This window comes from Paludisphaera sp. (genome assembly GCF_037189885.1).
Classification (GTDB): Bacteria; Planctomycetota; Planctomycetia; order Isosphaerales; family Isosphaeraceae; genus Paludisphaera.
Map to the genome: position 1 here is coordinate 110,875 of NZ_JBBCIR010000007.1, position 23,166 is coordinate 134,040.

A 23,166-nucleotide genomic window follows, 5' to 3' on the forward strand; every position below is an offset into this window, starting at 1 on the left:
GGTCCGTTGTGCATCAAAAGGGTTGTTATGATTCCCGATCATCCGAACCTCAGGGATTCGCTTGCGGCGTTGAGCTTGGAGGAGGTGAAAGAGCTTCCCCCCTCAGGAGAGCATCTCGTTATCTGCGATAAGAGCCAACGGCGAGAGGCGGATGGGACGTTCTTCGCCGACCTCACGGAGGTCGTTCTGAAGCAGTCGGAGGGAGTGCCGGTCAGGCTGAACGGACTCGTGGAGAAGGTCGCCGAGTCGCTCCATCGTGCAGGTCACGCACACGTCGAGCCGAAGACCCCCGGCAGACGAGCCTTTGGCTCGATAATCCTGGCCTTCGCCGCATTAAGACGAGAGTCTCGGGACGGTACGCTCGATTCGTTGAACCAGATCCTTGAGAAGATCGGCGAGACGAGAGTCACCCAATGGGCCGTGTTGAAAACCCCTTGGACTGAGCCCGAGAAATACAATTTCGGAGACTTCGAATTCGGCGTAATGGATTCGGACCTGCTCCGGCACCGCTCGGAGAGGGCAGGCAGCGACTTTGCGCAACGGTATGGGGATGAATTTCGAGGCCGTCTGGCCCTCCGGCGTGATGATCGCACCATCAGATTTGCGAACTTCCGTGCAATCAAGCGGTTCCCTGTGTTGACGTCGCCTTCTTCGCTGGCCTACAGGCTGCTTGACGATTACTTCGGTCTCCTCTCGGATGCGGAGCGACGGCGATTCCTCACTGATCTCGATCAGCAGCAGGCAATCTACGGGGCGGCAGGGCTCGGCACGATCCCCTCCGATTTTTTGCGGAAAGCCGATGCCTTCATGGACTGGATCGCCGTGTTCACGACTCAGCAACGTGGTGTCGGATGGGTCGTCCCCACGGGGGGGATTCCCACGATGCACGTCACCTCGCCAGGGGAGCTGGCGAAAGGGCGTGCAGAGATCGAGGCTGGCTTGAGGATCTCGGAGTGGGGCACGAAGGGGCTGGACGGCACCATCCAACTCTTCGCAGAGTACCTCTACACGGCGAGGAACTTTGAAGATGACGGGCGCATTGAGGAAGCGCTCCTCCATTCCGTCTTTGCGCTCGATCTGCTCCTCGGGGGCGAATCGGGCGAGTCGCTCACTGCCGCACTCGCAGGACGTGCCGCAATGGTGTCACATATGGCGCTGGGGAAGGACTTCGACGAGGTCGACCGATTCGTTCGCCAAAGCTATGACATGCGTAGTGGATATGTGCATCGTGGTGAGCGAGGGAATCTGTCTGAGTCGTCGAGAGACTCTTTGGTCGATCGTTACTCACGGCTGAAGGCGATTTGCCGGGCCGTGCTCGGGGCCGCTTGCTTCGCCAGGGTCCAACCCTGGAGCGACCATCCGGATGCGAAGAGGATTTGGCTTGGTCGTATTGATATACTTATAAAAAAGCGTGATATAGGGCAAAGTCTCGACGCTGACGAGGTTGGGACGCTCGGCTTGGACAAATGCGACCTAGATCACGGGAAGATCCCTGGCGTCACGATTCGCTGGGCGAGATGACGACGGATCATCGATCGATTTTATTCACGGGTTTAATGAAGCAAGGCTGCGAGGACATGGCTCAAACGGCCCTTAAACAAGCCGTCCCCTCCTCCCTCGAACTCCGGAACCTGCTGGAGGAAATGGCGGTCCGGGAACTCCGTGGACCCGTCCAGGGGGAGGAGGAAGAGGTCCCCGGACGCATACGGGACCGCTACCTCGTCGGCATCCTCGCCCCACGCCAGCGGGCCGAGGGCGAGGCCCCGCCCCTGTTCGACCGCCCCGCCGCCCCGCCCGCCGAGGATGACGACACGCAGGAAGGCGACCTACCGCCCGGCGACGACATGGCGGTCGAGGGGTCCGGGCGGGGCAACCTCGGGGGCGACGACGGCCCGACCGAGCGGACGCCCTCGCTGTCCAAGGCCGTCTTCCCCTCGTCGCTGGGCCTCTCATTCTGCGTCCCGCTCGACGTCCCCTCCCTGAAGGTTACGCCCCGCTGGGGCCGCTACGACAAGGCCCCCAGCGCCTTCGAGACCAACCCCAAGACCGGGACCCCGAAGCGGGTCTGGAAGCGCCAGCCCTGCGGCACGTCCCACGAGGTCCCGCTGGAGGCCGGGCCGGTCGGCCCCATCGTTGCAGACGAGGCGTTCCCCGACGCCAAGGTCCGGGGGCTGATCCGCCGCCGCACCGACCACTGGAGCGTCACCCTCTTCCTGGTCAACGAGGGGGTCGAGCCGCCGCCGCCCAACCGGGAACGCACCTGGATGTTCCAGTGCGAACTGGCGGTCGAGGCCCCCGACGGCTCGCCGGTCTTCCACAAGCGGTTCGCCCGGATCGACCTGGACGGCACCGACGAGGCGTACAAGCAGGAGGCTGACATGCTGGCGATGATCTATCGTCGCCACGTCGAGTTTGCCGTCGGCCACGGCACGGCGGTCCACGCCGACCTGGACCCGGCGGACCCCAACCGGGCCTCCCGGATCACGACCAGGGCCATCCCCAGCTACGAGATCCCCAAGACCACCCCGCCGACCGTCGAGGATGCCGACCGGAACCCCGCATTCGCCAAGCTGGACGGGCTCGTCCTGGACATGAAGCTCCTGCACGAGACGCCCCAGGCCGGGCTCCGTGCCAGGCTGGAGCCGCTGGTCTTCGCCTACCGGGAGTGGATCAGGCTGGAGAAGGCGAGGATCGATGACCCCGCCGAGAACCTCGACCACTTCAAGTCGGTGGCGAGGACGGCCATCGAGCGGTGCGAGAAGACGCTCAGGCGGATCGAGGAGGGGCTCGACCTGCTGGTGTCCGACCCGCAGGTGGCCGACGCCTTCCGGTTCATGAACCAGGCCATGTGGCTCCAGCGGACCCGCTCGCTCTTCTCCGAGGGCGTCCGGCGAGGCCGGGACATCGACTACAACGACGTGGACGTCCCGAAGAACCGCTCCTGGTATCCCTTCCAGTTGGCGTTCATCCTGCTGAACCTCCCCGGCCTCTCCCGGCTCGACCACCCCGACCGGGCCGAGAGCCCCGACGCCGTGGCCGACCTCCTCTGGTTCCCGACCGGCGGCGGCAAGACCGAAGCCTACCTCGGCCTGACGGCCTTCACCGTCGCCATCCGCCGCCTCCAGGGGGTCGTGGAGGGCCGCTCGGGCGAGGACGGGATCGCCGTCCTGATGCGGTACACCCTGCGGCTGCTGACCCTCCAGCAGTTCCAGCGGGCGACGACCCTGATCTGCGCCTGCGAGGTCATCCGCCACCAGGCCGAGGCACGGGGCGACCACCGCTGGGGCACGACGCCGTTCCGCATCGGGCTCTGGGTCGGCTCGGCCTCGACCCCGAACCGCACGGCCCACGGCGAGGAGGCGCTCAAGACCGCCACCGGCAGCGCCGACAAGAAGCGGCACGGGGCCGTCGGCGGAAGCGGGTCGCCCCACCAGTTGACCAACTGCCCCTGGTGCGGCTCGAAGATCGACTTCACGCCCCGCTGCTACCACATCGAGACCGCCAGCAAGGGGCGGGGCCGCACCTTCGTCTACTGCGGCGACAAGTTCGGCCAGTGCGCCTTCAGCCGGCGGCAGTCCCCCGACGAGGGCCTGCCGATCCTGGTCGTCGATGAGGAGATTTACCGGCGGCTGCCCTGCCTGCTGATCGCCACGGTGGACAAGTTCGCCCAGATGCCGTGGAAGGGCGAGGTCGAGATGCTCTTCGGCCAGGTGGACGGCCTCTGCGAGCGGCACGGGTTCCGGTCTCCTGAGATCGACGACGCCGGGAGCCACCCGAAGAGCAAGGACGGCAAGTTCCCTCCCGCCCGCACGGTCCCGGCCAATACGCTGCGGCCCCCGGACCTGATCATCCAGGACGAGTTGCACTTGATCAGCGGCCCGCTCGGGACGCTGGTGGGCCTCTACGAGACGGCCATCGACCGCCTCTGCTCGTGGAAGGTCGGCGGCAAGGTCGTCCGGCCCAAGCTGATTGCCTCGACGGCGACGATCCGCCAGGCCAGGGATCAGGTCCACGCCTTGTTCATGCGGGACACCAGCGTCTTCCCGCCCAACGGCCTGGACGTGCGGGACAACTTCTTCTCGCTCCAACGCCCCTCGACCGAGGCCACGCCGGGCCGGAAGTACATCGGGATCTGCGCCCCCGGACGCAACTTGCGGAACTGCCTGATCCGCACCTACGTGACGATGCTCTCGGCGGCCCAGGTCCTCTTCGACGAGCACGGGGAAGCCTCCGACTCGTGGATGACCCTGGTGGGCTACTTCAACAGCCTGCGGGAACTCGGCGGCATGCGGCGGATGGTCGATGACGACGTGCGGACCCGCCTGGGCAAGATGGCCGAGTGGGGCCTCGCCAAGCGCATCCTGTACTCGCCCGACTCGGTGAAGGAGTTGACCTCCCGGCTCGGCTCGGCGGCGATCCCCGAGACGCTGGACCGGCTGGAGAACGTCTTCGACCCGGCGATGGAGGAGAAACGGAAGGAGGCCGGGCGGACGCACACCCGCCCCACGGACCTGAAGCCCCGCCCGCTCGACGTGCTGCTGGCGACGAACATGATCTCCGTCGGCGTGGACGTGCCGAGGCTGGGGCTGATGGTGTGCAGCGGCCAGCCCAAGACGACCTCCGAGTACATCCAGGCCACCAGCCGGGTCGGGCGGAAGTTCCCCGGCCTGGTCGTCACGGTCTACAACTGGGCTCGACCGAGAGACCTGAGCCACTTCGAGACCTTCGAGCACTACCACGCCACGTTCTACCAGCACGTCGAGGCCCTTTCGGTCACGCCCTTCTCCGAGGGGTCGATCTACCGGGGGCTTTCCGCCCTCTTAGTCTCGCTCGTCCGGCTGCGGGGCTTCGAGTTCAACAAGAACGAGGCGGCGATGCGGATGGCGACCGACTCGACACACCCGTTCGTCCAGGAGGCGATCGACTGGATCGTGCGACGGGCGAGGCTCGTGGGCGGCAACGAGGTGGCCACGAAGGTCGAGGCGGAACTGAGGCAGAAGGTGGACCACTGGCAGAAGCGGGCCTTGCGGCTCTCCGGCGGCAGTCGGCTCGGCTACGAGGGCAAGAAGGACAGCGAGACGGTCGGCCTGCTGCAAAAACCGGGGATCGAGGCGTGGGACGAGTACACCTGCCTGAACTCGCTCCGGGAGGTCGAGCCGACCTCCTTCCTGATCCTGGACGATCACAACCTGGACGACGAGGCCGACTTCATGAACGTGGCCCAGGGCGACGGGGAGGTTGCCGATGAACAAGGGGCGTGACAAGCCACGGGTCGGCGAACTTCGGCCCAGCCAGATGCTCACGACGTTCGGAGTCGGCTCGGTCGTCGATCTGCCGCATCTCTCGGTCATGGTCATGGGGCTGGAAGACTGGCCCATCAGCGACTTCCGAGAGTTGACCGAGGAGCGGCTCCTGGCGTCGATGCGCAACGTCCTCGGGGCGCAGGTCAACGCCCTCCGTTCCCCGCCGATCGTGCCCGACACGGACCGCACGAACCCGTTCGAGGAGCAGTCGTACGTGGGGGTGCCGGTGGCCCCGTTCCCCCGGTGGATGCTCTGCCCCCGCTGCCGCCGCCTGGCCCCGCTGAGCAGCAACCAGTTCGCCCTGAAGCCGGACCCCTATCGGCCCGACCGGGTGAAATACGTCCACGAGAATTGCCGCTACCCCGGCAAGCTCCCCACCGCCGTCCCGGCCCGCTTCGTGGTGGCCTGCAAGAACGGCCACCTCGACGACTTCCCCTGGGTGAACTTCGTCCACGGGGGCGGCCCGCCGGACCACCCCTACAAGCTCCAACTCCTGGAGGTGGGGCCGTCCGGGGAGGCGGCGGACATCTACGTCCGCTGCGAGACCTGCAACACGTCCCGCCCCATGTCGGACGCCTTCAAGCTCCACGACGGCGACCTGCCCGCCTGCCGGGGGCGGCGGCCCCACCTACGGGACTTCGACGAGGACGGCTGCAAGGACGAGCAGGGCCAGCCGATCCGGGTCCGGGCGATGACGCAGGGGGCCTCCAACACATGGTTCCCGATCCTGCTCTCGGCCCTCTCGATCCCGCAAAGCTCGAACCTGCTCAAGCAACTCGTGGTCGACCGCTGGAGCGACCTCTACGACATCGAGGGCGAGGGGGACATCGCCAAGCTGCGCCGTCGCAACCTCCTGCGGGACTTCTCCGACTTCCCGGACGCCGACCTGTGGGCGGCGATCCGGGAGCGGCAGATGGGGAGCGAAGAGGCGACGGTCGAGGACGTGGCCGACCTGAAAACCCCGGAATGGCAAATCTTCTCCAATCCCGACGGTGCCCAGAGGACGAACGACTTCCGGCTCCGGCAGGTCTCGGCCCCTCGCCGCTTCGCCGGATTCTTCGAGAAGGTCGTGCTGGTCGAGCGGGTGCGTGAGGTGCGGGCCTTGATCGGCTTCACCCGGATCGAGTCGCCCGGCGATTACGAGAGCCCGGCGGACTTCCCCGAGGCCCAGCGGATGCGAGTCGCCCGAGGCAAGACGACCTGGGTCCCGGCCGGCGAGATCCGGGGCGAGGGGATCTTCTTTCAATTCTCCGAGACGGAGGTGGAGGGCTGGCTCGCACGGGTCCAGCGTCTCAACATGGAGTTCTTCGCCGCCCACAAGCAGTGGAGGACGGGCCGTGGCCTGACGCCGCCCGAGGAGGGCTTCCCCGGCCTGCGGTTCGTGCTCCTGCACTCGTTCGCCCACGCCCTGATCCGGCAGCTTTCGCTGGAGTCCGGATACACGGCGGCCTCGCTCCGGGAGCGGATCTACTCCCGGAATCCGGGAACCGACCGCCCCGAGATGGCGGGCGTGCTGATCTACACCGGGGCTCCCGACAGCGAGGGGACGCTCGGCGGCCTGGTGTCGCTCGGGGAACCGGCGGTCCTGGAACGTCACCTGAGGCAGGCGTTGGACTCGATGCGGCTCTGCTCCAGCGACCCCCTGTGCGCCGAGCACCATCCGGGCAAGGAAGGTACGTCGCTGCACGGGGCGTCGTGCCACGCCTGCCTGTTCGCCTCGGAGACCTCGTGCGAGCGGGGGAACAAGTATTTGGACCGCACGGTTTTGGTGCCGACGGTGGACCGGGAACAGTTCGCCTTCTTCCGGGATAGTCAAGGAGCCCCGAGCGGCTCTTCCTCTTGCTGAGCGAATCGCCATGGCCGCCACCCCAGCCCTCATCGAGGCCGTGACGAAGCTCGCCTGCGGCGTGCCGGTCGATGTCGTCGATCGGGTGGCCCAGGTCATCTCGGCGTGCGACCCCGCCGAGGCCCGGCGGCGGATCGCCGACGCCGTGCCCCATGCTCGCCACCGCAGCCTGGCCCTTGGGTTCCTCGACGCCTGGCTCGCCGAGGGACCGGGCGTCACGGCGGCCGAGGTGTCCATCTCCCTCCAGACGGCGGCCCACCTCAACCGCCGGAGGGGTCGGGAGCAGTCGGTCGAGTTGGCGTGGACCGGCCCACGATGCCGGTCGATCCCGCACCGCCACACCGAGCAGGCGATCCTCCAGGTGCTCGACTCTGCGAGGTCCCGCCTCCTCCTAGTCAGCTACGCCGTCTACTCGATCCCGAACATCCGAGATGCCGTCGTCCGGGCCGCCCGGCGGGGCGTCGTGATCGAGGTCGTGGTCGAGACGCCCGACCGGCTCGAAGGGCACGGCACGTACAGCACGCTCCAGGCCCTCGGCGAGGACGTGGCCGCCTGCTCGAAGGTCTACGTCTGGCCCAGTGAGGAGAGGGGCCGGAGCGGGGGCAAGCCCGGCATCCTGCACGTCAAGTGCGTCGTGGCCGACGGTCGCTGGCTGTTCCTCTCCTCGGCGAACCTGACGGAGTACGCCTTCACCGTCAACATGGAGCTTGGCCTCCTCTTGACGGGGGGATGCCTGCCGGGCCAGGTCGAGGGCCTCTTCGATCGGCTGATCGAGGACGGGATTCTGGTCAAGGCGTGAAGCCCGGAAGGAACAATCAGGCTGGTCAAGGATTTGCGACGTCAGCAAGACGGCCGATAGGCGGACCTTTGCCAATGCTCGACGACCGGATCAAATCTCGCATCCTGGACGACCACAGGCGGCTGACCGCCGACGGGAAGCTCTTCCCGAGGCCGAAGCTCGACGAGTTCTACAAGAACTTCCGCTCCCGGTTCGGCCCAGACCAGTTGGCGGGCCTCGACGGCGAGCGTCTGCTCGAAGCCATGCACGGCCACGGCGGCAAGGACAGCATGGTCTACTGGCTGGAGTTCAAGAACGACGACGAGTTCCCCGGACGCTTCGGCAGCATCGCCGGGGGCAGCGCCTTCAAGTTCGGCATCTTCCGCAGCAAGGAGACCGGGACCTGGGTGACGGGCTCCCCGACCAAGGTCGTCGAGTTGTCGGTCCCCCAGGCCGTCGAGGTCGCCCGCAAGCACCGGGACCAACTGATCCGGGGGACCGAGCGGCTCGGCGGGCTCCCCGACCTCGCCGACGACGCCGAGTACCGGGGCCTCCAGGAAGACCTCGGGCGGATCGCCCCGTCGGTCAACGACCTGGCCTGGGGCCACAAATACTTCTCCCTGATGCACCCTGAGAAGCTCGACGACTATCACAACCCCGACTACCAGCGGTTCCACCTCGTCAAGATGCTCCAGGTCCCTCCCGAGGGCGAGGGCCGCTACCTCTGCGCCGGTCGCTTCGTGGCCGCCGCCCACGAACTCGGCATCCCGATCAATCACCTGACGACGACCCTCAATCACCACGACGGGGAGCCGCACGCCTACTGGCGGGTCGGCACATCCGACGGGACGCAGCCGAGGAATCGCTGGCCGTTCATGCGGGACGGGTCCTGCGTGGCGATCGGCTGGCCCGACCTGGGCGACCTGTCCAATTTCGAGAAGGACGCCGCCTCCAAGGAGAGGCTGGTCAATCTGCTCGGCGAGCGCTATCCCGGCACCCCGCAGCAGGTCGGGAGGGCGGCCGCCCAGGTCCTCAACTTCGCCAGGGGGATCGCCGAGGGCGACGTCGTCCTCGCCTGCGACGGCCAGTCCGTCCTGGGCGTCGGTCGTATCGTCGGGGCGTACGCCCACGATCCCGCCTCCGACTTCCCCCACCGCCGGGCAGTCGAGTGGCTCTCGCTGGACGAGTGGAGGATGCCCGAGCCCGAGGGGCTCCAGACGACCGTCCACCGGCTCAGGAAGGCCCCGGCCAACCTCGTCGAGGCCGAGGAGCGTTCGCTCGACGGCCCTGTCGTCGCCCGGCCCCCGATCACGGTGCCGAACAAGACGGGCGGCGGGTCCGTGCCCCGCCCCGTGGGAGTTCCCGGTCGCATCCAGGCCGTGCTCGAACGCAAGGGCCAGGCGATCCTCTACGGGCCTCCGGGCACCGGCAAGACGTACTGGGCCGAGCGGACGGCGCTCGACCTCGCCTCATACTCGCTGGGCGGGAAGCCCTTCCACGGGCTGTCGGACGGCGAGAAGGCCGAGGTGGCGGGCGGACTCAATGCTGTGGGGGCCGTCCGCATGGTGAGCTTCCACCCGGCCTACGGCTACGAGGACTTCATCGAGGGCTACCGCCCCAAATTGCACGAGGGGCGGATGACTTTCGTCCTCCGGGACGGGATCTTCAAGCTGCTATGCCGGGACGCCGAGGCCCGGCCCGATCGCCCCTTCGTCCTGATCATCGACGAAATCAACCGGGGCGACATCCCACGCATCTTCGGCGAACTGCTGACCGTCATCGAGAAGGACAAGCGGGGCAAGTCGGTCATCCTGCCGCTGAGCCGGGCGGCCTTCCGGGTGCCCCCGAACGTCCTCCTCATCGGGACGATGAACACGGCGGACCGCTCGGTCGCCCTTCTCGACACCGCCCTGCGGCGTCGGTTCGGGTTCGTCGAGTTGATGCCGGACGTCACGCTCCTGGAGGGGACGGCGGTCGCCGACATCCCGCTGGGTCCCTGGCTGGAGGCGCTCAACCGCCGGATCTGCGAGCACGTCGGGCGGGACGCCCGCAACCTCCAGGTCGGCCACTCGTTCCTCATGGAGGCGGGCAGGCCCGTCCGGGATGCCGCCCGGTTCTTCCGGGTCGTCCGGGACGAGATCATCCCGCTGCTGGAGGAGTATTGCTACGAGGACTTCGACGCCCTTCACGCCATCCTTGGGGGCGGGTTGGTCGATCTCCCGAACCGGGCGGTCCGCCACGACTTGTTCGAGGAGCCGACGGGGCCGGAACTCGTCCAGGCGCTCCTGGCCCCGTGCCCCGAGGTGCTGACCTCGCTCAAGGCCGTGACGAGTCTCGGGGAGGGCGAGGCCGAGATCGACGAGGGCGAGGAGGAGCCCGATGCGGGGTCGCCGTCGTGACGGGCCACGCCCTCCGGCTCGCCGAGTGGCGTACGATCCCCCCCGATCCGGGGAGCCCGACGGAGGGCGTCAGCCTCGGGGATGAGCCCTCCGTGCGAGAGACCGCCCGCCGCCTGACCGAGAGCGGCATGCTGGAGGTCCAGGAACTTCGCACGGGCTTGTCCGTGCGTTCGACTTCCTTCGTCGGGCGGGTGCGACTTGGGGCGATCGACGTCACGATCGTCCCCAAGCTGCGGACCGTGGCCCTGCTGAGGCTGCTCCGCTACGCCTACGGGCTGCGGGACCTCCACCTCCTCCCCACCGCCGCCCACGCCACGCAGGACTTCGGCTTCCAGGACCTCCTGATCTCTCAGTTGGCCGAGGAGGCGCAGGAACTCGTGGCGAGTGGCCTCCGGCGGGGATACCTGCGGCGGGATGAGGACTTGGCCTCGCCCCGAGGTCGCATCGATTTCCGGGCGTTGGCCGGTCGGGGTGCCCTCGTGGAGGCGACCCTGCCGTGCGCCCACCACCGCCGTGATGAAGATCGGCTGATCAACCGGGTCCTGCTGGCGGGCCTTCGACTGGCGGCATCTCTAGCCGGAGACCGAGGGCTGCGGTCCAGGCTCGGGCGGCTCGGCGACCGGCTCGGCGAGACGGTCACATCGGTCCGGCTCGACCGCCAGGTGTTCGTGCGACTGGAGGCCGAGATGGACCGCACGACCGGGGCCTACGAGCCCGCCGTCTCGATCATCCGCATCCTCCAGGAGGGCGGCGGCCTCTCCCTGGATGAGGGCGAGGCCGGGCCACCTTTGCCCGGCTTCCTCTTCGACATGAACCGATTCTTCCAGGCGTTGCTGGGGAAGTTCCTGGCGGACAATCTGCCGGAATATACGGTCCGCCCCGAACATCGACTCAAGGGCATGCTCGCCTACGTCCCCGGCTGGAACCCCCGGCACGCCCAGGCCCCGACGCCCCGACCGGATTTCGTGGTGACTCAAGGGGCGAACGTCGTGGCGGTCCTGGATGCGAAGTATCGGGACCTCTGGGAGAACCCGCTGCCCAGGGACATGCTCTACCAGCTTGCGATGTATGCGATGGGCCACGAGGGCGGGACGGCCACCATCCTCTATCCGACAGCCCACGCCCAGGCGACTGAGGCCCGGATCGAAGTGAGGGACCCAGTGAACGCAGGGAGGAGAGCACTCGTCGCCCTGCGGGCGGTCGATCTGGAGGAACTCGAAGGGCTCGTGTCGGCCAAGCCGACGGCCTCGATCCTCCGGCAGAGGATTACCTTTGCCCATCGACTCGCCTTCGGATAAGAGAACCAAGGTGGCTTACGATAGTGGACGGTCAGGGTCCGGTGAATCCGTGGGCTTCGAGCCGTTTAACAACCGAGGCCGGGCGATGTTGAAGCTCCCCGTGATGACGCCCCACACGGCGGCGAAGCACCTCCTCCTGAAGCGGTATCTCGATCGCTGGTTCCCGATCCTCGGCAAGGGCGACAGGTCGATCAACTACATCGACGGCTTCGCCGGCCCCGGCGAGTACCAGGACGGGGAGGAGGGATCGCCCCAGGTCGCCATCGGGGCGGCCAAGGCCCACGTCGACCGGGGGACGCTCGCCCCGGACGTCCAGATCGACTTCACCTTCGTCGAGGCCGACCCCCATTCCGCCGAGAACCTCCGATCCAAGCTCTCGGCCCTGACCTTGCCGCCCTCCTTCACCTGGAGCGTTGTCCCCGGCGAGTTCGCCGAGGTCATCGGGGCCGAACTCGACCAGATCGAGAGGTCGGGGACGGCACTCGCACCGACCTTCGCCTTCGTGGACCCGTTCGGGTTCAGCGGCATCCCCCTGGACCTGATGGCCCGAATCCTCCGCTACCCGAAGTGCGAGGTCTTCGTCAACGTGATGGTCGAGTTCATCAATCGCTTCCTCGAACACCCGAACGAGCAGGTCGTCGCCCACTTCCCGCAGACCTTCGGGACCGACGAGGTGCTGGAGATCCCGAGTCGTCTGGGGGACCGGGTGGCGGCGATCCTGGCTCTGTACCGCAGCCAACTGGGGACGCTGGCGAGGTACGTCGGTCGGTTCGACATGCACGGCAGGCGGGACCGGAAGACCTATTCGCTCTTCTTCGCCTCGAACCACCCGAGGGGCTTCGAGAAGATGAAGGAGGCGATGTGGTCGGTGGACAAGGCCCAGGGGTCGAGGTTCTCGGACGCCGACCCCGGCGAGTCCTACGCCTTCGAGTTGTTCCCCTTCTGGCCGCTCTGGGACCAATTGCTCGCCCGGTTCGCCGGGCAGCGGGTCCCCATGGAGGACGTCGAGCGGTTCGTGGTCGAGGAGACCGATTTCCTGCCGACGCACGCCCGCACCATCTTCAAGGAATGCGAGCGGAAGGGCGATCTGGTTGCCGAGTCTGCGCCCGGATATCGCCGACCGCCGGGGACGTACAAGTCGGACCGGGTGTTCATCGGGTTCCCGAGTCGGGACGTGAGGCGGGGGCTCTTCTAAACCGGCGGTCGAGGCCCAGGGAGCCCTCCGTCCAGTGGTGGCTTCCCGGCATGCCGCCGATGGGGCCGCCGGGTTCGGGGCGATACGGAGATCGCCTATCCATCGACATCCCGCCTCGCCCGCCGGGTCGCCCATGCCTTGAGGGCCGCCTCACGACGCTTGTCGGCCCGCCCGTCGGGTCCTCGGGTCGAGGGTCCGCTCGTGTCCACCTCCGGGTGGTCCTCTCGGGACCCCCAACTCCGATCCTGAGCGGACCAGTCGGCCTGGTCGATCGCCGGCCCGATGGGCATCTCCCGCACCCGTAGCTCCTCCGGCCACTCCGACCAGTCCCCGGCGTGGCCGTCCTCGAACGACATGCGTCGGCCGTCCCGGACGACCACCGAGCCGAGTTGCTTGAGGAAGTAGCTCACGCCCTCGGCCCGGCAGAGCCCGATCAGGTCCACGGCCCAGGCCATGTCGAAGGGGCGTGCCTGCCGGCCCGACTCGCCGCCCTGGATCACCCAGTCGAGCTTCGGCAGCCAACGTCTCAGGTCGATGGGCTCGACCTGAGGCTCGACCGAGAGGAAGCGTGTCGTCCGGGGCGTGCCGACCTTGAGAAGGTTCTTGATCCGGCTGGTCGTCGCCTGGGTGGTGATGCTGGTCCCGGCCCAGAGGTTGTCCGGCCACTCGATCCCCCGATCCCGGAGCCAGGACGAGAACTGGGCCATCCGCTCGGGACGCTTCGTCAGCCAGAGCCAGCGATGACGCCGCCCAGGGCCATCGGCGACGTTGGCGACGATCTCGTCATGCAGGTACTCGAACTCCACCGACGAGGACAAGGAGTCGCTCATGTCCGAAACGAAAACGGTGCGGGGCAGCCCGTCGAGCCAGGGCTTGTCGGGGCGGCGCTTGCCCGTGAGGTCGGAGTAAGAGGCGGCCTGGGCCATGCGGCCCGGAAACATCGTGACCTCCTCGAAGGTCGGAGCATAGCCCTGGGTCACGCCCCCGAAGCGAGCATGGAGCGTCCCGGCGTAGCACGAACGCCGGAGCGAGCCCCATATCTCGCATCCGTCGCACCCCATGGTGGGATTCACGGTGCTGTCGCACCATTGGATTTTCGTCTTCACGGCCATATCGAGAACTCCTCGTCGCAGTGTACTTTGCGCTAGTGGGATGCGAAAGAGACGAAGCCTTGCTTCGACTTTGCCGGCGAACGGCGTGATCTTGGTCACGATCAGCTTTCGGGAACGACCCGTCGGTCGGGCTCTCGGAAGCACGAGCGAAATGAGAGGGACGGACGGTGGATGGAATCGATATCCGACCCGCCGCCCTCGGAATCAGGAGAGGATGCTCTGGACCTCGCCGTCCGGGCCGTCGTCGGCGTGTACCATGTAGCTGTGGACGAAGATCCGCTTCCTCTGCGAGCGGCCCGGCCCGTACGGCTGCATCTTCCAGTGGCCACGACGCCGGTGCCTCCTCTGGCGATGACCGGCAAGCCCATCGATGCCGTCCGTCGCAGGGCTCGTGGCACGGAGGATCAGGTCGAGATCCTGGATGACGACTTCCTGGGCGTCACGGGCGGCGAGCCGGGCCATGCGGCCGTCATGATGGGACTTGCGCCGTCGTTTCTCGGCTCGGGCGTCCAGGGGGAGGATTCGCACGCCACGCTCGACGGCGAAGAGGCAGAGGTTGATGACGATCCTTGCGACCGAGACTACTTTCTGGAATTCGACGGCACCGGGTCGTTCCTCCCCTTCGATGAAGACGCTCTCCGAGAGACTCTTTTCGATCGTCTCGCCGGGGGGAGAATTGATCTGCAATTGCGTCGTGTTCGTCACGCCGTGGTGCCCCGCTCTTGGCTCGTCGAAGAGGATGATATGGATGGGGCAGCCGGGCATCCAGGTGCTCGTCGCAATACGATCCTTGGAGCCGTCGAAGAGCGTCCCCGGCAGGATGACGCCGAGACCGTCATAGGGCTGGGCGTACTTATTCGCATCGATTCGGAGTTGAACATTCTTCAGCACGTCGCAAAGCCGTGCCGACGGCCTCATGACCTTCGCCCCGCCTTCGAGCATCAAGGCTGTGCAAAACAAGGTCGTCCGCTCATGCTTGGCGAGAGCGAGGCGTCCCAAAGTCATCGGGTCCCGGTTAAGGGCCGTGGCGAGATCGATCAGATCGGCAGGCATGTATTCCGTCAGATTCAAGGCGTCGGCCCTCTCTAGGTCGGTAGTTGAAGGTCGTCAGTTGGAGGCACCGCCCCGTCGCTCTCGGCGGTGCCTCCCGATCGCCGCCAGGCAGGCGGCGGCGATCTGGCGGGCGAGCGTTAGGTGCCGCTCGTCGAGGCCGGCGGGGTCGGTCCCGCCCGCCGCTGCGGCGATCTCGGCGATCGTCGCCGAGGTTCGATCGGGGAAGAACGTGTCGATGAATTGGTCCGTCCCCGGCTCGCAGTTGCCCGCCTTGAGCGAGTCCCGCCTGGTCACGACGACGTGGCCCACGTCCGAGAGGTCGTGACGGGCCAGTTTCCCCATCAGCCGCTCCAGCCGGGCTCGCCGTGCCTCACGGATGCGGCGACGTCGCTCGTCCTTCTCCTCCTGGGGGACCGCTTGGTTCCGCATCTTCCGCCGGAGCCCCGCCGCCGCCCTGGCGGCGTCCCCGCCGGGGAGGTGGTACGACGTGCCGCTCGGACGATGGCGGGCGACCCAGCCCGTCTCGGCCCGGATCGAGAGCCCCCGGCCTTGGCGGACCCAGGAGGCCGGATACGCATCGACTTCGCCGACCCGCACGACTCGGCCGGCGTGGGTCGTGAGGAGTCCGTCCAGCACGGCGAGCCCACGGGCATGGACCGACCGCCGCCAGGACGGGCTGACGGTGACGCCGACTTCGAGGTCGGTGCCCGACCAGGCATGCCTGCGGTGCCAGACCTTACGACTGCGGGCGGACGCCTTCGGCTCGTCGCCGATGGAGACCGTGATCTCGTTCCCGCCGCCGACCCAGCCGGAACCGGCGAGTCGATAATTGGCCCGGAAGAGGCTTGCGACCTCTTGCACCAACGTCTTCTTCTTCGCCATGGACGTACCTTCCTCGCCCTCCCCGTCGGGGAGTTCGTCGATGATGGACCTTGGGCCGGGGATGAAGTCCCCTGGCACCGTTCTGCGGCGGGGCCTCCTACCTGCGGAGACCTCTTACCGCCGAGCATCTCGAATCGTTGCGTTGCCGAGCGGGCCGACCGGCAGGCACGTCGGTTCGTCCCCTCCCTGGGGCCGGGATCACGTCACGTTCGCCGTCGGACGAAGCCCGCACGGCGGGATGGCCGCACGGGGCAAACCCCACGGCATCAGTCCCGGACCTCCAGCCCGAGCTTCCGCCGGATGTGCTCGTCTCGGGCGACGGCCCGGTGTGCCCTATAGAGCGGCTCGTGGGGCTTGAGGCTGCGGATGAGGTCCCGCTGCTCGGGGACGGCGTGTTCGATCGCCTCCTCGACGAACCGCTCCCGCTCTCCGGGCGTCAAGGATGCCCAGAACCTAGAGACCTTCTCCTCGTCGAGTCGCCTGGCACGCTTGATCGACTCTTCTCGGGCACGACGTTCTCTCTCCTCGGAGTGGCGGGCCGCCTTCTCCCCGGCACGCCGTAGCTCCTCGGGCAACGCCCAGTCCTCACGGATGGACGAGACTAGCGTGGCGGCCCTGTCCTTCGGCTTGCGGTGCGGCAGCGCCTCGATCTGCCGGGAGACTTGGTCGTCCCCGAACTTGCTGGCAAGCGCCTCGGCGACGGAGCGGGTGACGCCCGAGCCGACCAATTGCTCCACTGTTGACGACGTGGCCGTCGTCCGGCTCCCTGCGTCGGGCTCCTCCCTCCCTTGCTCATTCCCAACAACATCTCTCTTGGGCTTTGGTTCCCGGTCCTGCGCCGGGCCTGGGTCTGTTGTTGTTGATCTGCGTCTTCCTCTATCTGGCGAGTCTGAGTCGGGTGCATTGCACTGCGAGCGCAGTGATTTGCGCCGGGCTTCGCCTCGGCCGGGGCCGGGGTCCTCCGGGGCCTCGGGGACGCCCGCTCCCGCTCCTCCTGGGGCCTCGCCCTCCCGCCAGACGAGCACGATCCGACGCCCCGTCTTGACGGAGGGGTCCGGCTCGAAGCGAATCCAGCCGTGGCCTTTCAGGCTCGTCATCCACATCTGGATCGTCCTGACCCCATGTCCCATGACCTCGGCGAGTTTCTCGACGGAGACCCAGGTGGACGAGTCGGACCAGGCGAAATCCAGGATCACCCCAAGGAGCACCTTGGCACCGTGGGGGATGGTGTCGTCCTTGAGGACGGCCACCGGGATCGGCGAGAAGCGGAGGGGGTTCGGGGCGGACGGCGTAGGATCGGTGCGGGCCATGAGGGGGGCCTCCGGGTCGATAAGGTGGAAATGAAAACCGGCGGCAAGGGCCGCCAGGGAACGGTCGTTGGGTGCCGTGGACGGCGGGCATCAAGACCCCGATTCGTCGAGGAGTCGCCGACGGTAGGCGTCGTGGGCGTCCGAGAGTCGGCGCTCGGCCAGCCGGTGGTACGGCTCGTGGACCTCGAAGCCGAGGTAATACCTGTCCGCCAGGAGGGCCGACTTGCAGGTGGTCGCCGCACCGGCCAGGGGATCGAGCACGACGTCGAGGGGGCGAGACCAGGAGAGGATCAGGTCTCGGGCGAGCGCCTCCGGCATCAGGGCCGGGTGCTCGAAGGCGTAGCGATCCGTCGCCGTCGCCCGGCCGCCGGTCGTGTATCTCCAGATGCTCGGCCGAGCGCCGAAGGGCTTGGTCAGGACCTTCTTGGTCGTGCTGATCACCCCGGCCCGGTCCCGTGTCGAGTAGCGGAGGAGCTTCCCGGCGTGCTTGTTCGGCTTGTCCCGGATGAGGTTGATGGACCTCGGCCTGCCCTTCGAGAAGACGAACACGAACTCGGGACTCACGCCGTAGCGGACCGGGTTGATGCCCCTCGTGACCTGCTTCTCGATGATCAGCGTGTTGTGCAGGCGGAACCCGAGGCCCATGAAGTAGAGCGCCTGCCGAAAGCTCGTGCCCGTCTGGCGGCCCTTGGCGATCTGGTCCTGGACGTTCCAGCAGACGATCCCGCCGGGCATCGTCACACGCCAGAGTTCCAGGGCCACCAGCATGAACTTCTCGAAGTCCCAGGGGTGGTCGCCGTAGGACCGGATCGAGTCGAAGGGCGGCGAGGTGGCGCTCAGGGGGATGCAGTCGTCGGGGAGCGACCGCAGCCCGTCCACGGCGTCCACGCACTCGATCCGGTTGCGGACCGGGCAGTGCGTCTCCTGAAGGATGGGCTTCCGGGGGTTGCGGGCTGTGCGTCGGGCTTGGGCGGTTCGAGGCGGGAGGGGCAGGCATGCCATGTGGCACCTCTTGGTCATGGGCACCAGCAATGAAACGAGCCGCCCGGCTGGTGCGTCCGGGGCGGCTCGGGGGGTGGTTGCGGTCTTGGTCGAGGAGTCAAACACGAACGGGCCTCGGGGTTGGTCCCAAGGCCCGTCACGGCCGCCGACTTGTTCGTGTGGAGTCCAGGAGGCGTCTCCGATGCGGAAGCCACCTCATGCGGCGTCACGCCGGGCGATGGAATCCCGCAGGGTGTGGAGGAGGCCGGAGGCCCGGTCCAGGAGATCCAGCGCCCCGGCGTCCAGCCCGCCTACTTTGCCGACCTCCTCCAGGGCTCGAACGACCTTGGCGAGGATCTCCTTCGACGTCGGGGGAGCGGACGGGGCGGTGGCCCTGCCGGGTTGTTTGTTCTCGGCGTTGCGGGCCGGCGTCGAGGCCGAGACGACCGCCGATTCGTTGGGTTCCGCCTGCGGGGTCCGCTGCGGCCCGGCGTCCCCAGCCACGACCGTCGGCTCCGGCTTCGGAGCCTTGTCGGTCTCGGCTCCCGTTTCGGGCTTCGCCCCAGTGGGGGCCTTGGGCTTCCGGTTGAGGATTCCGAGCTTCTCCAGGGCCTCGGTCTTGCTCGTGAACTCGTCGAGCCGCTCGAAGGTGACGGCGTTGAAGAATTTGCGGGCGTAGCTGTCGGTCGTGGTGCTGACGCCGATCTCCTTCAGGGTCTTCCCCCACTCGCCCATCGGCCGGCGGCGGTACAGGTAGGCCAGCATCTCGCCCAGCTTGTGGAAGTCCTGGATGACCCGGCGCTTCCGGTCGAGGATCGCACGGACGTGGCCGTCCACGGACCTGGCGTACTTGCGGGCGGCGGCGATAAGCTGTTCGTCCGAGGAGCCCTCGTCGGGCGTGACGGGGACGGCGGGCATCTCAATGGTGACAACAGTGGCGTTGTGGTCGATCATGGCTGGCGCTCCTGAATCAGAAAACGACGAGGCAGGACGGCCCGGCCCCCGGCGACGAGCCGAGGCGGGCGGTCTCGAACATGATGCGTAACGATCCGGCCGTGAGGCCCCAACCCCTTGGATTCAGCCGATGTCAGAACCGACCATGGCCGAGGGCGGTGATGCTCGGCCCCAAGGCGTGAGCGGATCGCTCAGGGGGGCGATCAAGGAGTCCGGCATCTCGATCAGCGAACTGGCGAGGCGCACCGGGGTCGCCCGGCAGGCGATCAACCGCTTCCTCTCGGGGGAGAGGGGCTTGACCACCGAGACCGTGGACAAGCTCTGCGAGGAACTCGGGTTGGAATTGGTGCCGGCGAAGGCAGCCAAAGGGCCACCTCCCTCGCATATCGAAGTCGCCCCCTCCCCCGAGCAAGACGTGAAGGCCCAGAGGGTTTCAGATGAACTTGCACTGTTCAGATGCAAATACTTCCTGTCCAAACTCGACGACAGGAACGCTTTCTCGTACAACCCCATCTGGAGCGACATCATCAGGAGGACCAGGCATAGTTTGCCGATGTTCCATTTCTTGATGGAAGTCCGAGGCTTCGGCAGCGACAAGCAAAGGGCCGCCGTTCTGTGCTTGGTATTGTCGATCCTGGAGATGAATCCGAACTGCGAGAAGCTGCTGGCCAACGAGCACCTGCCGGGCTTCCTGCGCTATCTTGTCACCCAGGCCGAAGACCCGCTGTGCATCGGCTCGCTGGGGGCCGTCCTCGACACAAGCCACATCTACGCCTGGATTAACACCTTGCCCGACCCTGAGCCGGACGAGCATGATGCGGAAGACGAGTGGATCGGCTGACGTCAGATGGCGTCACTCCGGGTCTACCAAGCAGGGTGCCACGACTGTTAGTGCCAATCGGCACAGCGATTGGCTGCATTCAAACATTGTGCCAGGTGTGTCGTCTTGAGTAACTCCGATGAGATTGCACCTCCCACAAGGTTGATTTGAGGGACTCGATTCCGTGGAAAGTGGCCAGACCGGAGGAGAGAAAGGGGACCGCCGTCGTCTCGCCGACGTCCTGAAGCGGGCGATCGATGGGTCGGGGTTGAGCCACTATGAACTGGGCAAACGGGCGGGGGTCGCATCGCAGGGCATCATGCGGTTCGCACGGGGACAGCGGGGCCTCACCCTCGACGTGGCAGATCGCCTCTGCGAGGCGCTGGGCCTGACGCTCTACTCCGAGCGCAAAATTCGCCGTCTTCGTGCCAGGCTGCGGCGAGCCGAATCGGGTGACGAGCCCCCTCTCCCCGCCGGGGAGATGTACTCACACCAGACGATCTATAGAGCACCTGAGCGCCCCGGTTCCGTTTCGGCGGGCCTCGCCGAACTTCGGGCGAGGCACTGGCTGAGGAGTTGGTGCCTCGGAGACACGAGCCGTTGGAACTACCTCAGCCACATGTGGCCGGAGGTCGATCGCTCGAACCGGCCGCTCTACAAGCTGTACCTGTCCTTGATGCACGAGGAAGGCGATCGAGGGGACCGCCTCGATTATTTCGTGTCCTGCCTTATGGAACTCAACCCGCTGCGTGATCAAATCCTTAAGTTGCCCCAACTTGTCCAGGCCGTCGAAATCGTCCTGGATCAGGTCGATTCGACGTGGGCTTGTGGCCCGCTGGGAGCCAAGCTGACACCCGAGGACGTTGAACGCATCATCAAGAGCAGCACACTCGCTTCTGATGGCCAAGGACCTCAGGATGGGGACTGATCAGCCCGATTCACGCATGGATGTTTTCTCAGAGTGAAAGAGAGCCGCCGAGGTCGCCGAGTGTGCCTGGGCGACCAGATTTGAAACCAACGCTCATCGACGAACCGGCGATCGAAAAGGTCGAGGGACCAGACGGCGGCAAGGGAGCGTCCTGCTCTCCGCCCTCGCCACGCTTGAGACCTCCGATCCTCTGAGACTTGAGACTCTCAGGCGGCGTCCTCCAGTGCTTATCGGTCCTTCACCTCCTTATCTGATGGGACCATGACCTCCTCCGCCTGAGGTGCTGACTGCTTTGCGGCCCGCCTCGGCCTCGCCCTCCTCGCCACGACCAGCCCGGCCGCCCGCTCCCTCTCCCGCAGTTCCTTCGTGTACCTGAAGTAGGTCGCCCTCGACATCCCGGTCAGCGAGCAGAACCTGGCGAACCGCTCGGACTCGGCGACCAGGCTGGCGTCGTTGCGGATGTCGTCGAGGATCTTGAGGTGATCGGGGGGCTCGATCTGCTCTTCGAGCCAGGACTGCCAGTCCAGCTTCGCCCGCTTGAGCTTCAGGGCGTGGACGTAGAGCCGCTGGCTGGGCTGGTGTATGCGGCCCAGCCGCTCGCCGATGAACCCGTAGACCGCCTCGTCCTGGAACCACCGGCCCGCCTCCTTGTGGACCTCGGCCGGGGGTGGGGCGAAACGGACCAGGATGCCCCGGTCTTCGAGCGCCCCGAGGTTGCGGTCGAGGCCCTCCCACTCGTTGGCCACGATGCAGACCTGGGACTTCGTGTCGAACTCCCTGGGGACGCCCTGGGCGGCTAGCTCCTTGCTGGTCGTGTGCCAGGCGACCTTGCGGACCGGGCGGCTGTCCGTGACGGCCTTCAGGACCGAGACTGCCTGTTTGTCCTTGTAGAGTTGGTCCACGTCGTCGAAGACGATCGGGGCGTCCCTGTATCGATAGAGGTTGGCATATATTTGGATGCCCGTCGCCCGGCTGTTGATCCAGCGTGCGTGTCCCTTGAGCCCCTTCGACTCCTCGGAGTGCGGGCGGCCGTCGGCCTCGGTGGGGAAGTCCGGGAGCAGTTCGGCGAGGGAGGTGCTCTTCCCCACGCCGGGCGGCCCCACGAGGATCAGGCATTCGAGCTTCTCGGTGGCGAACGCCTTGCAGAAGCGCCTCAGGTCGTCGTACGTCGGGATCAGGATCGGCTTGGCCATCGGTCGAATCACTCTATGTTGCGGAATTCATTGAGACATGAGACCGGAGGACCGCCCTCCTTGAACGTCGTCTCGTCTGTCCGGGCGGAACCTTACCGGCCTGAAAGAGAAAGAGATAGGCCGCCTTTCGGCCTTTCGAACGTCTTCGTCCCACCCGGCGTGATGAGGACGTCCTGACGGTGAGCCGCATTCACGGTCTAAATGACTCGATGACTCATCTCCAGGCCCGATCGCAACGAACCTCCCGTTCATCGTCGATCGCCAGCGGGGCCTCCACCGCTCCTGGCCGATGGACCCAACCTCTTCCTCGGCAATATCCAAAAAAACTCCCTCCGGGCGTGAGAATTCGATCTAGGTTCGCTATGTAAAGGAGGGAGGCGAAGCAATGAAACTTCTTGATTGGATTGATGTGGAGCGTGAGACGGGCGTCTCGAAGCATCGCATAAAATACGCCCTGGACAGGCGCAGGATCGGCGGGATCGCCAAGGTGCGTGGGGCCTACGTGTTCACGCAGGATGACGTCGTGATGATCAGGTCCTACTTCGCCGAGGCGAAGCCGTGGCAACGGATCGCCAACACCATGATCAGCAGCACGGAAGTGGAGGGCGATAATGAGAAAGGTTGAAGCATGACCCTATCGTATGTCACGCAGAGCAGGCTCGGGTCTTGGTTCGGGATCTCCTCGATCAAGGTCGGCAAGATCCTGGTCATGAACGGGCTCAAGGATTGCCACGGTGCGACCCGGATGGCCGTCGCCGGGGGTTACGCCAAGGAGGCCCAGACCAAGGAGAAACTCCCCTTCTGGGTCTGGGACGCCACGAGGGTCTCCTTGATCCTCGACGAGGCCCTCGGCGGCGTCGGGACGTCGTTCATCGACGAACTGGTGGTCCAGGTCGGCGAGGCGCTCGCCGAAGCTCACGGCCTCCGGGAAGGGGGCAACGACTTCGTGGCCGAACTGATCGAGGACCAGGCCCTGGCGGGCGTGCCGCCGGGGCTCGTCGGGCTGCTCCGTGGGCGGCTCTCACAAGAAACGAAGCAAACAATAGGAGCGTGAACGACGACGGCCACGGGGGCCTAATCCCGTGGCCGTCCGATTGCAGCGTCACTCAACAAT

The 23,166-nt window shown here is 66.6% G+C and carries 18 protein-coding genes; 11 read left to right on the forward strand and 7 right to left on the reverse strand.

The window, feature by feature from the left end:
* The first annotated feature begins 27 nt into the window (after positions 1–27).
* The 7 genes from WG209_RS02930 to WG209_RS02960 all read left to right on the forward strand — a co-directional run bounded on the left by WG209_RS02930 (position 28) and on the right by WG209_RS02960 (position 12,819).
* A complete protein-coding gene (locus WG209_RS02930; RefSeq protein ID WP_337173502.1) occupies positions 28–1,521 on the forward strand; it encodes a hypothetical protein in 1,494 nt (497 codons plus the stop codon).
* Positions 1,522–1,577: 56 nt separating this feature from the next.
* Positions 1,578–5,261, forward strand: coding sequence for a DISARM system helicase DrmA (gene drmA / locus WG209_RS02935; RefSeq protein ID WP_337173503.1), 3,684 nt, complete (start codon positions 1,578–1,580; stop codon positions 5,259–5,261).
* A complete protein-coding gene (locus tag WG209_RS02940; protein ID WP_337173504.1) occupies positions 5,245–7,149 on the forward strand; it encodes a DUF1998 domain-containing protein in 1,905 nt (634 codons plus the stop codon). Before drmA ends, WG209_RS02940 begins: the two co-directional genes overlap by 17 nt.
* A 10-nt stretch (positions 7,150–7,159) precedes the next feature.
* Positions 7,160–7,948, forward strand: coding sequence for a DISARM system phospholipase D-like protein DrmC (gene drmC / locus WG209_RS02945; RefSeq protein ID WP_337173505.1), 789 nt, complete (start codon positions 7,160–7,162; stop codon positions 7,946–7,948).
* Positions 7,949–8,022: 74 nt separating this feature from the next.
* Positions 8,023–10,326: an AAA family ATPase gene (locus WG209_RS02950; RefSeq protein ID WP_337173506.1), complete on the forward strand. Its 2,304-nt coding sequence runs from the start codon at positions 8,023–8,025 to the stop codon at positions 10,324–10,326.
* 92 nt (positions 10,327–10,418) lie between these two features.
* Positions 10,419–11,624 carry a hypothetical protein gene (locus tag WG209_RS02955; RefSeq protein WP_337173507.1) on the forward strand — a complete coding sequence of 402 codons (1,206 nt, stop codon included), beginning with the start codon at positions 10,419–10,421 and terminating at the stop codon, positions 11,622–11,624.
* Between the two features lie 85 nt (positions 11,625–11,709).
* Positions 11,710–12,819 (forward strand): three-Cys-motif partner protein TcmP, encoded by a 1,110-nt coding sequence (locus tag WG209_RS02960; RefSeq protein WP_337173508.1) that lies wholly within the window; start codon positions 11,710–11,712, stop codon positions 12,817–12,819.
* Positions 12,820–12,914: 95 nt separating this feature from the next.
* On the opposite strand, the gene WG209_RS02965 is transcribed toward WG209_RS02960, so the two are convergent.
* From WG209_RS02965 to WG209_RS02990, 6 genes are all read right to left on the reverse strand, one after another.
* Positions 12,915–13,931 carry a DUF5131 family protein gene (locus WG209_RS02965; RefSeq protein ID WP_337173509.1) on the reverse strand — a complete coding sequence of 339 codons (1,017 nt, stop codon included), beginning with the start codon at positions 13,929–13,931 and terminating at the stop codon, positions 12,915–12,917.
* A gap of 204 nt (positions 13,932–14,135) precedes the next feature.
* Complete coding sequence (locus tag WG209_RS02970; protein WP_337173510.1) at positions 14,136–15,002, reverse strand: hypothetical protein; 867 nt, start codon at positions 15,000–15,002, stop codon at positions 14,136–14,138.
* A gap of 36 nt (positions 15,003–15,038) precedes the next feature.
* Positions 15,039–15,866: a hypothetical protein gene (locus WG209_RS02975; protein WP_337173511.1), complete on the reverse strand. Its 828-nt coding sequence runs from the start codon at positions 15,864–15,866 to the stop codon at positions 15,039–15,041.
* A gap of 266 nt (positions 15,867–16,132) precedes the next feature.
* On the reverse strand, positions 16,133–17,176 hold the full coding sequence (locus WG209_RS02980; protein ID WP_337173512.1) for a helix-turn-helix domain-containing protein: 1,044 nt from the start codon (positions 17,174–17,176) through the stop codon (positions 16,133–16,135).
* Between the two features lie 90 nt (positions 17,177–17,266).
* The gene (locus WG209_RS02985) at positions 17,267–18,178 is read right to left on the reverse strand and encodes a site-specific DNA-methyltransferase (RefSeq protein ID WP_337173513.1); all 912 of its coding nucleotides are present in this window, start codon (positions 18,176–18,178) and stop codon (positions 17,267–17,269) included.
* Positions 18,179–18,373: 195 nt separating this feature from the next.
* The gene (locus WG209_RS02990) at positions 18,374–19,111 is read right to left on the reverse strand and encodes a hypothetical protein (protein ID WP_337173514.1); all 738 of its coding nucleotides are present in this window, start codon (positions 19,109–19,111) and stop codon (positions 18,374–18,376) included.
* Between the two features lie 130 nt (positions 19,112–19,241).
* Here WG209_RS02990 and WG209_RS02995 point away from each other — a divergent pair, with 130 nt between their 5' ends.
* Together WG209_RS02995 and WG209_RS03000 are read left to right on the forward strand one after the other, a co-directional pair.
* Positions 19,242–19,952 carry a helix-turn-helix transcriptional regulator gene (locus WG209_RS02995; protein ID WP_337173515.1) on the forward strand — a complete coding sequence of 237 codons (711 nt, stop codon included), beginning with the start codon at positions 19,242–19,244 and terminating at the stop codon, positions 19,950–19,952.
* Positions 19,953–20,115: 163 nt separating this feature from the next.
* Positions 20,116–20,859, forward strand: coding sequence for a helix-turn-helix transcriptional regulator (locus tag WG209_RS03000; RefSeq protein WP_337173516.1), 744 nt, complete (start codon positions 20,116–20,118; stop codon positions 20,857–20,859).
* A 227-nt stretch (positions 20,860–21,086) separates the two neighbouring features.
* Here the strand turns inward: WG209_RS03000 and WG209_RS03005 are convergent, their stop codons facing one another.
* Positions 21,087–22,052 (reverse strand): ATP-binding protein, encoded by a 966-nt coding sequence (locus tag WG209_RS03005; protein ID WP_337173517.1) that lies wholly within the window; start codon positions 22,050–22,052, stop codon positions 21,087–21,089.
* Positions 22,053–22,437: 385 nt separating this feature from the next.
* On the opposite strand from WG209_RS03005, the gene WG209_RS03010 reads away from it, so the two are divergent.
* Positions 22,438–22,677, forward strand: a complete 240-nt coding sequence (locus WG209_RS03010) for a hypothetical protein (RefSeq protein WP_337173518.1) — start codon at positions 22,438–22,440, stop codon at positions 22,675–22,677.
* Between the two features lie 3 nt (positions 22,678–22,680).
* Positions 22,681–23,106 carry a hypothetical protein gene (locus tag WG209_RS03015; RefSeq protein ID WP_337173519.1) on the forward strand — a complete coding sequence of 142 codons (426 nt, stop codon included), beginning with the start codon at positions 22,681–22,683 and terminating at the stop codon, positions 23,104–23,106.
* The last annotated feature ends 60 nt before the right edge of the window (positions 23,107–23,166 follow it).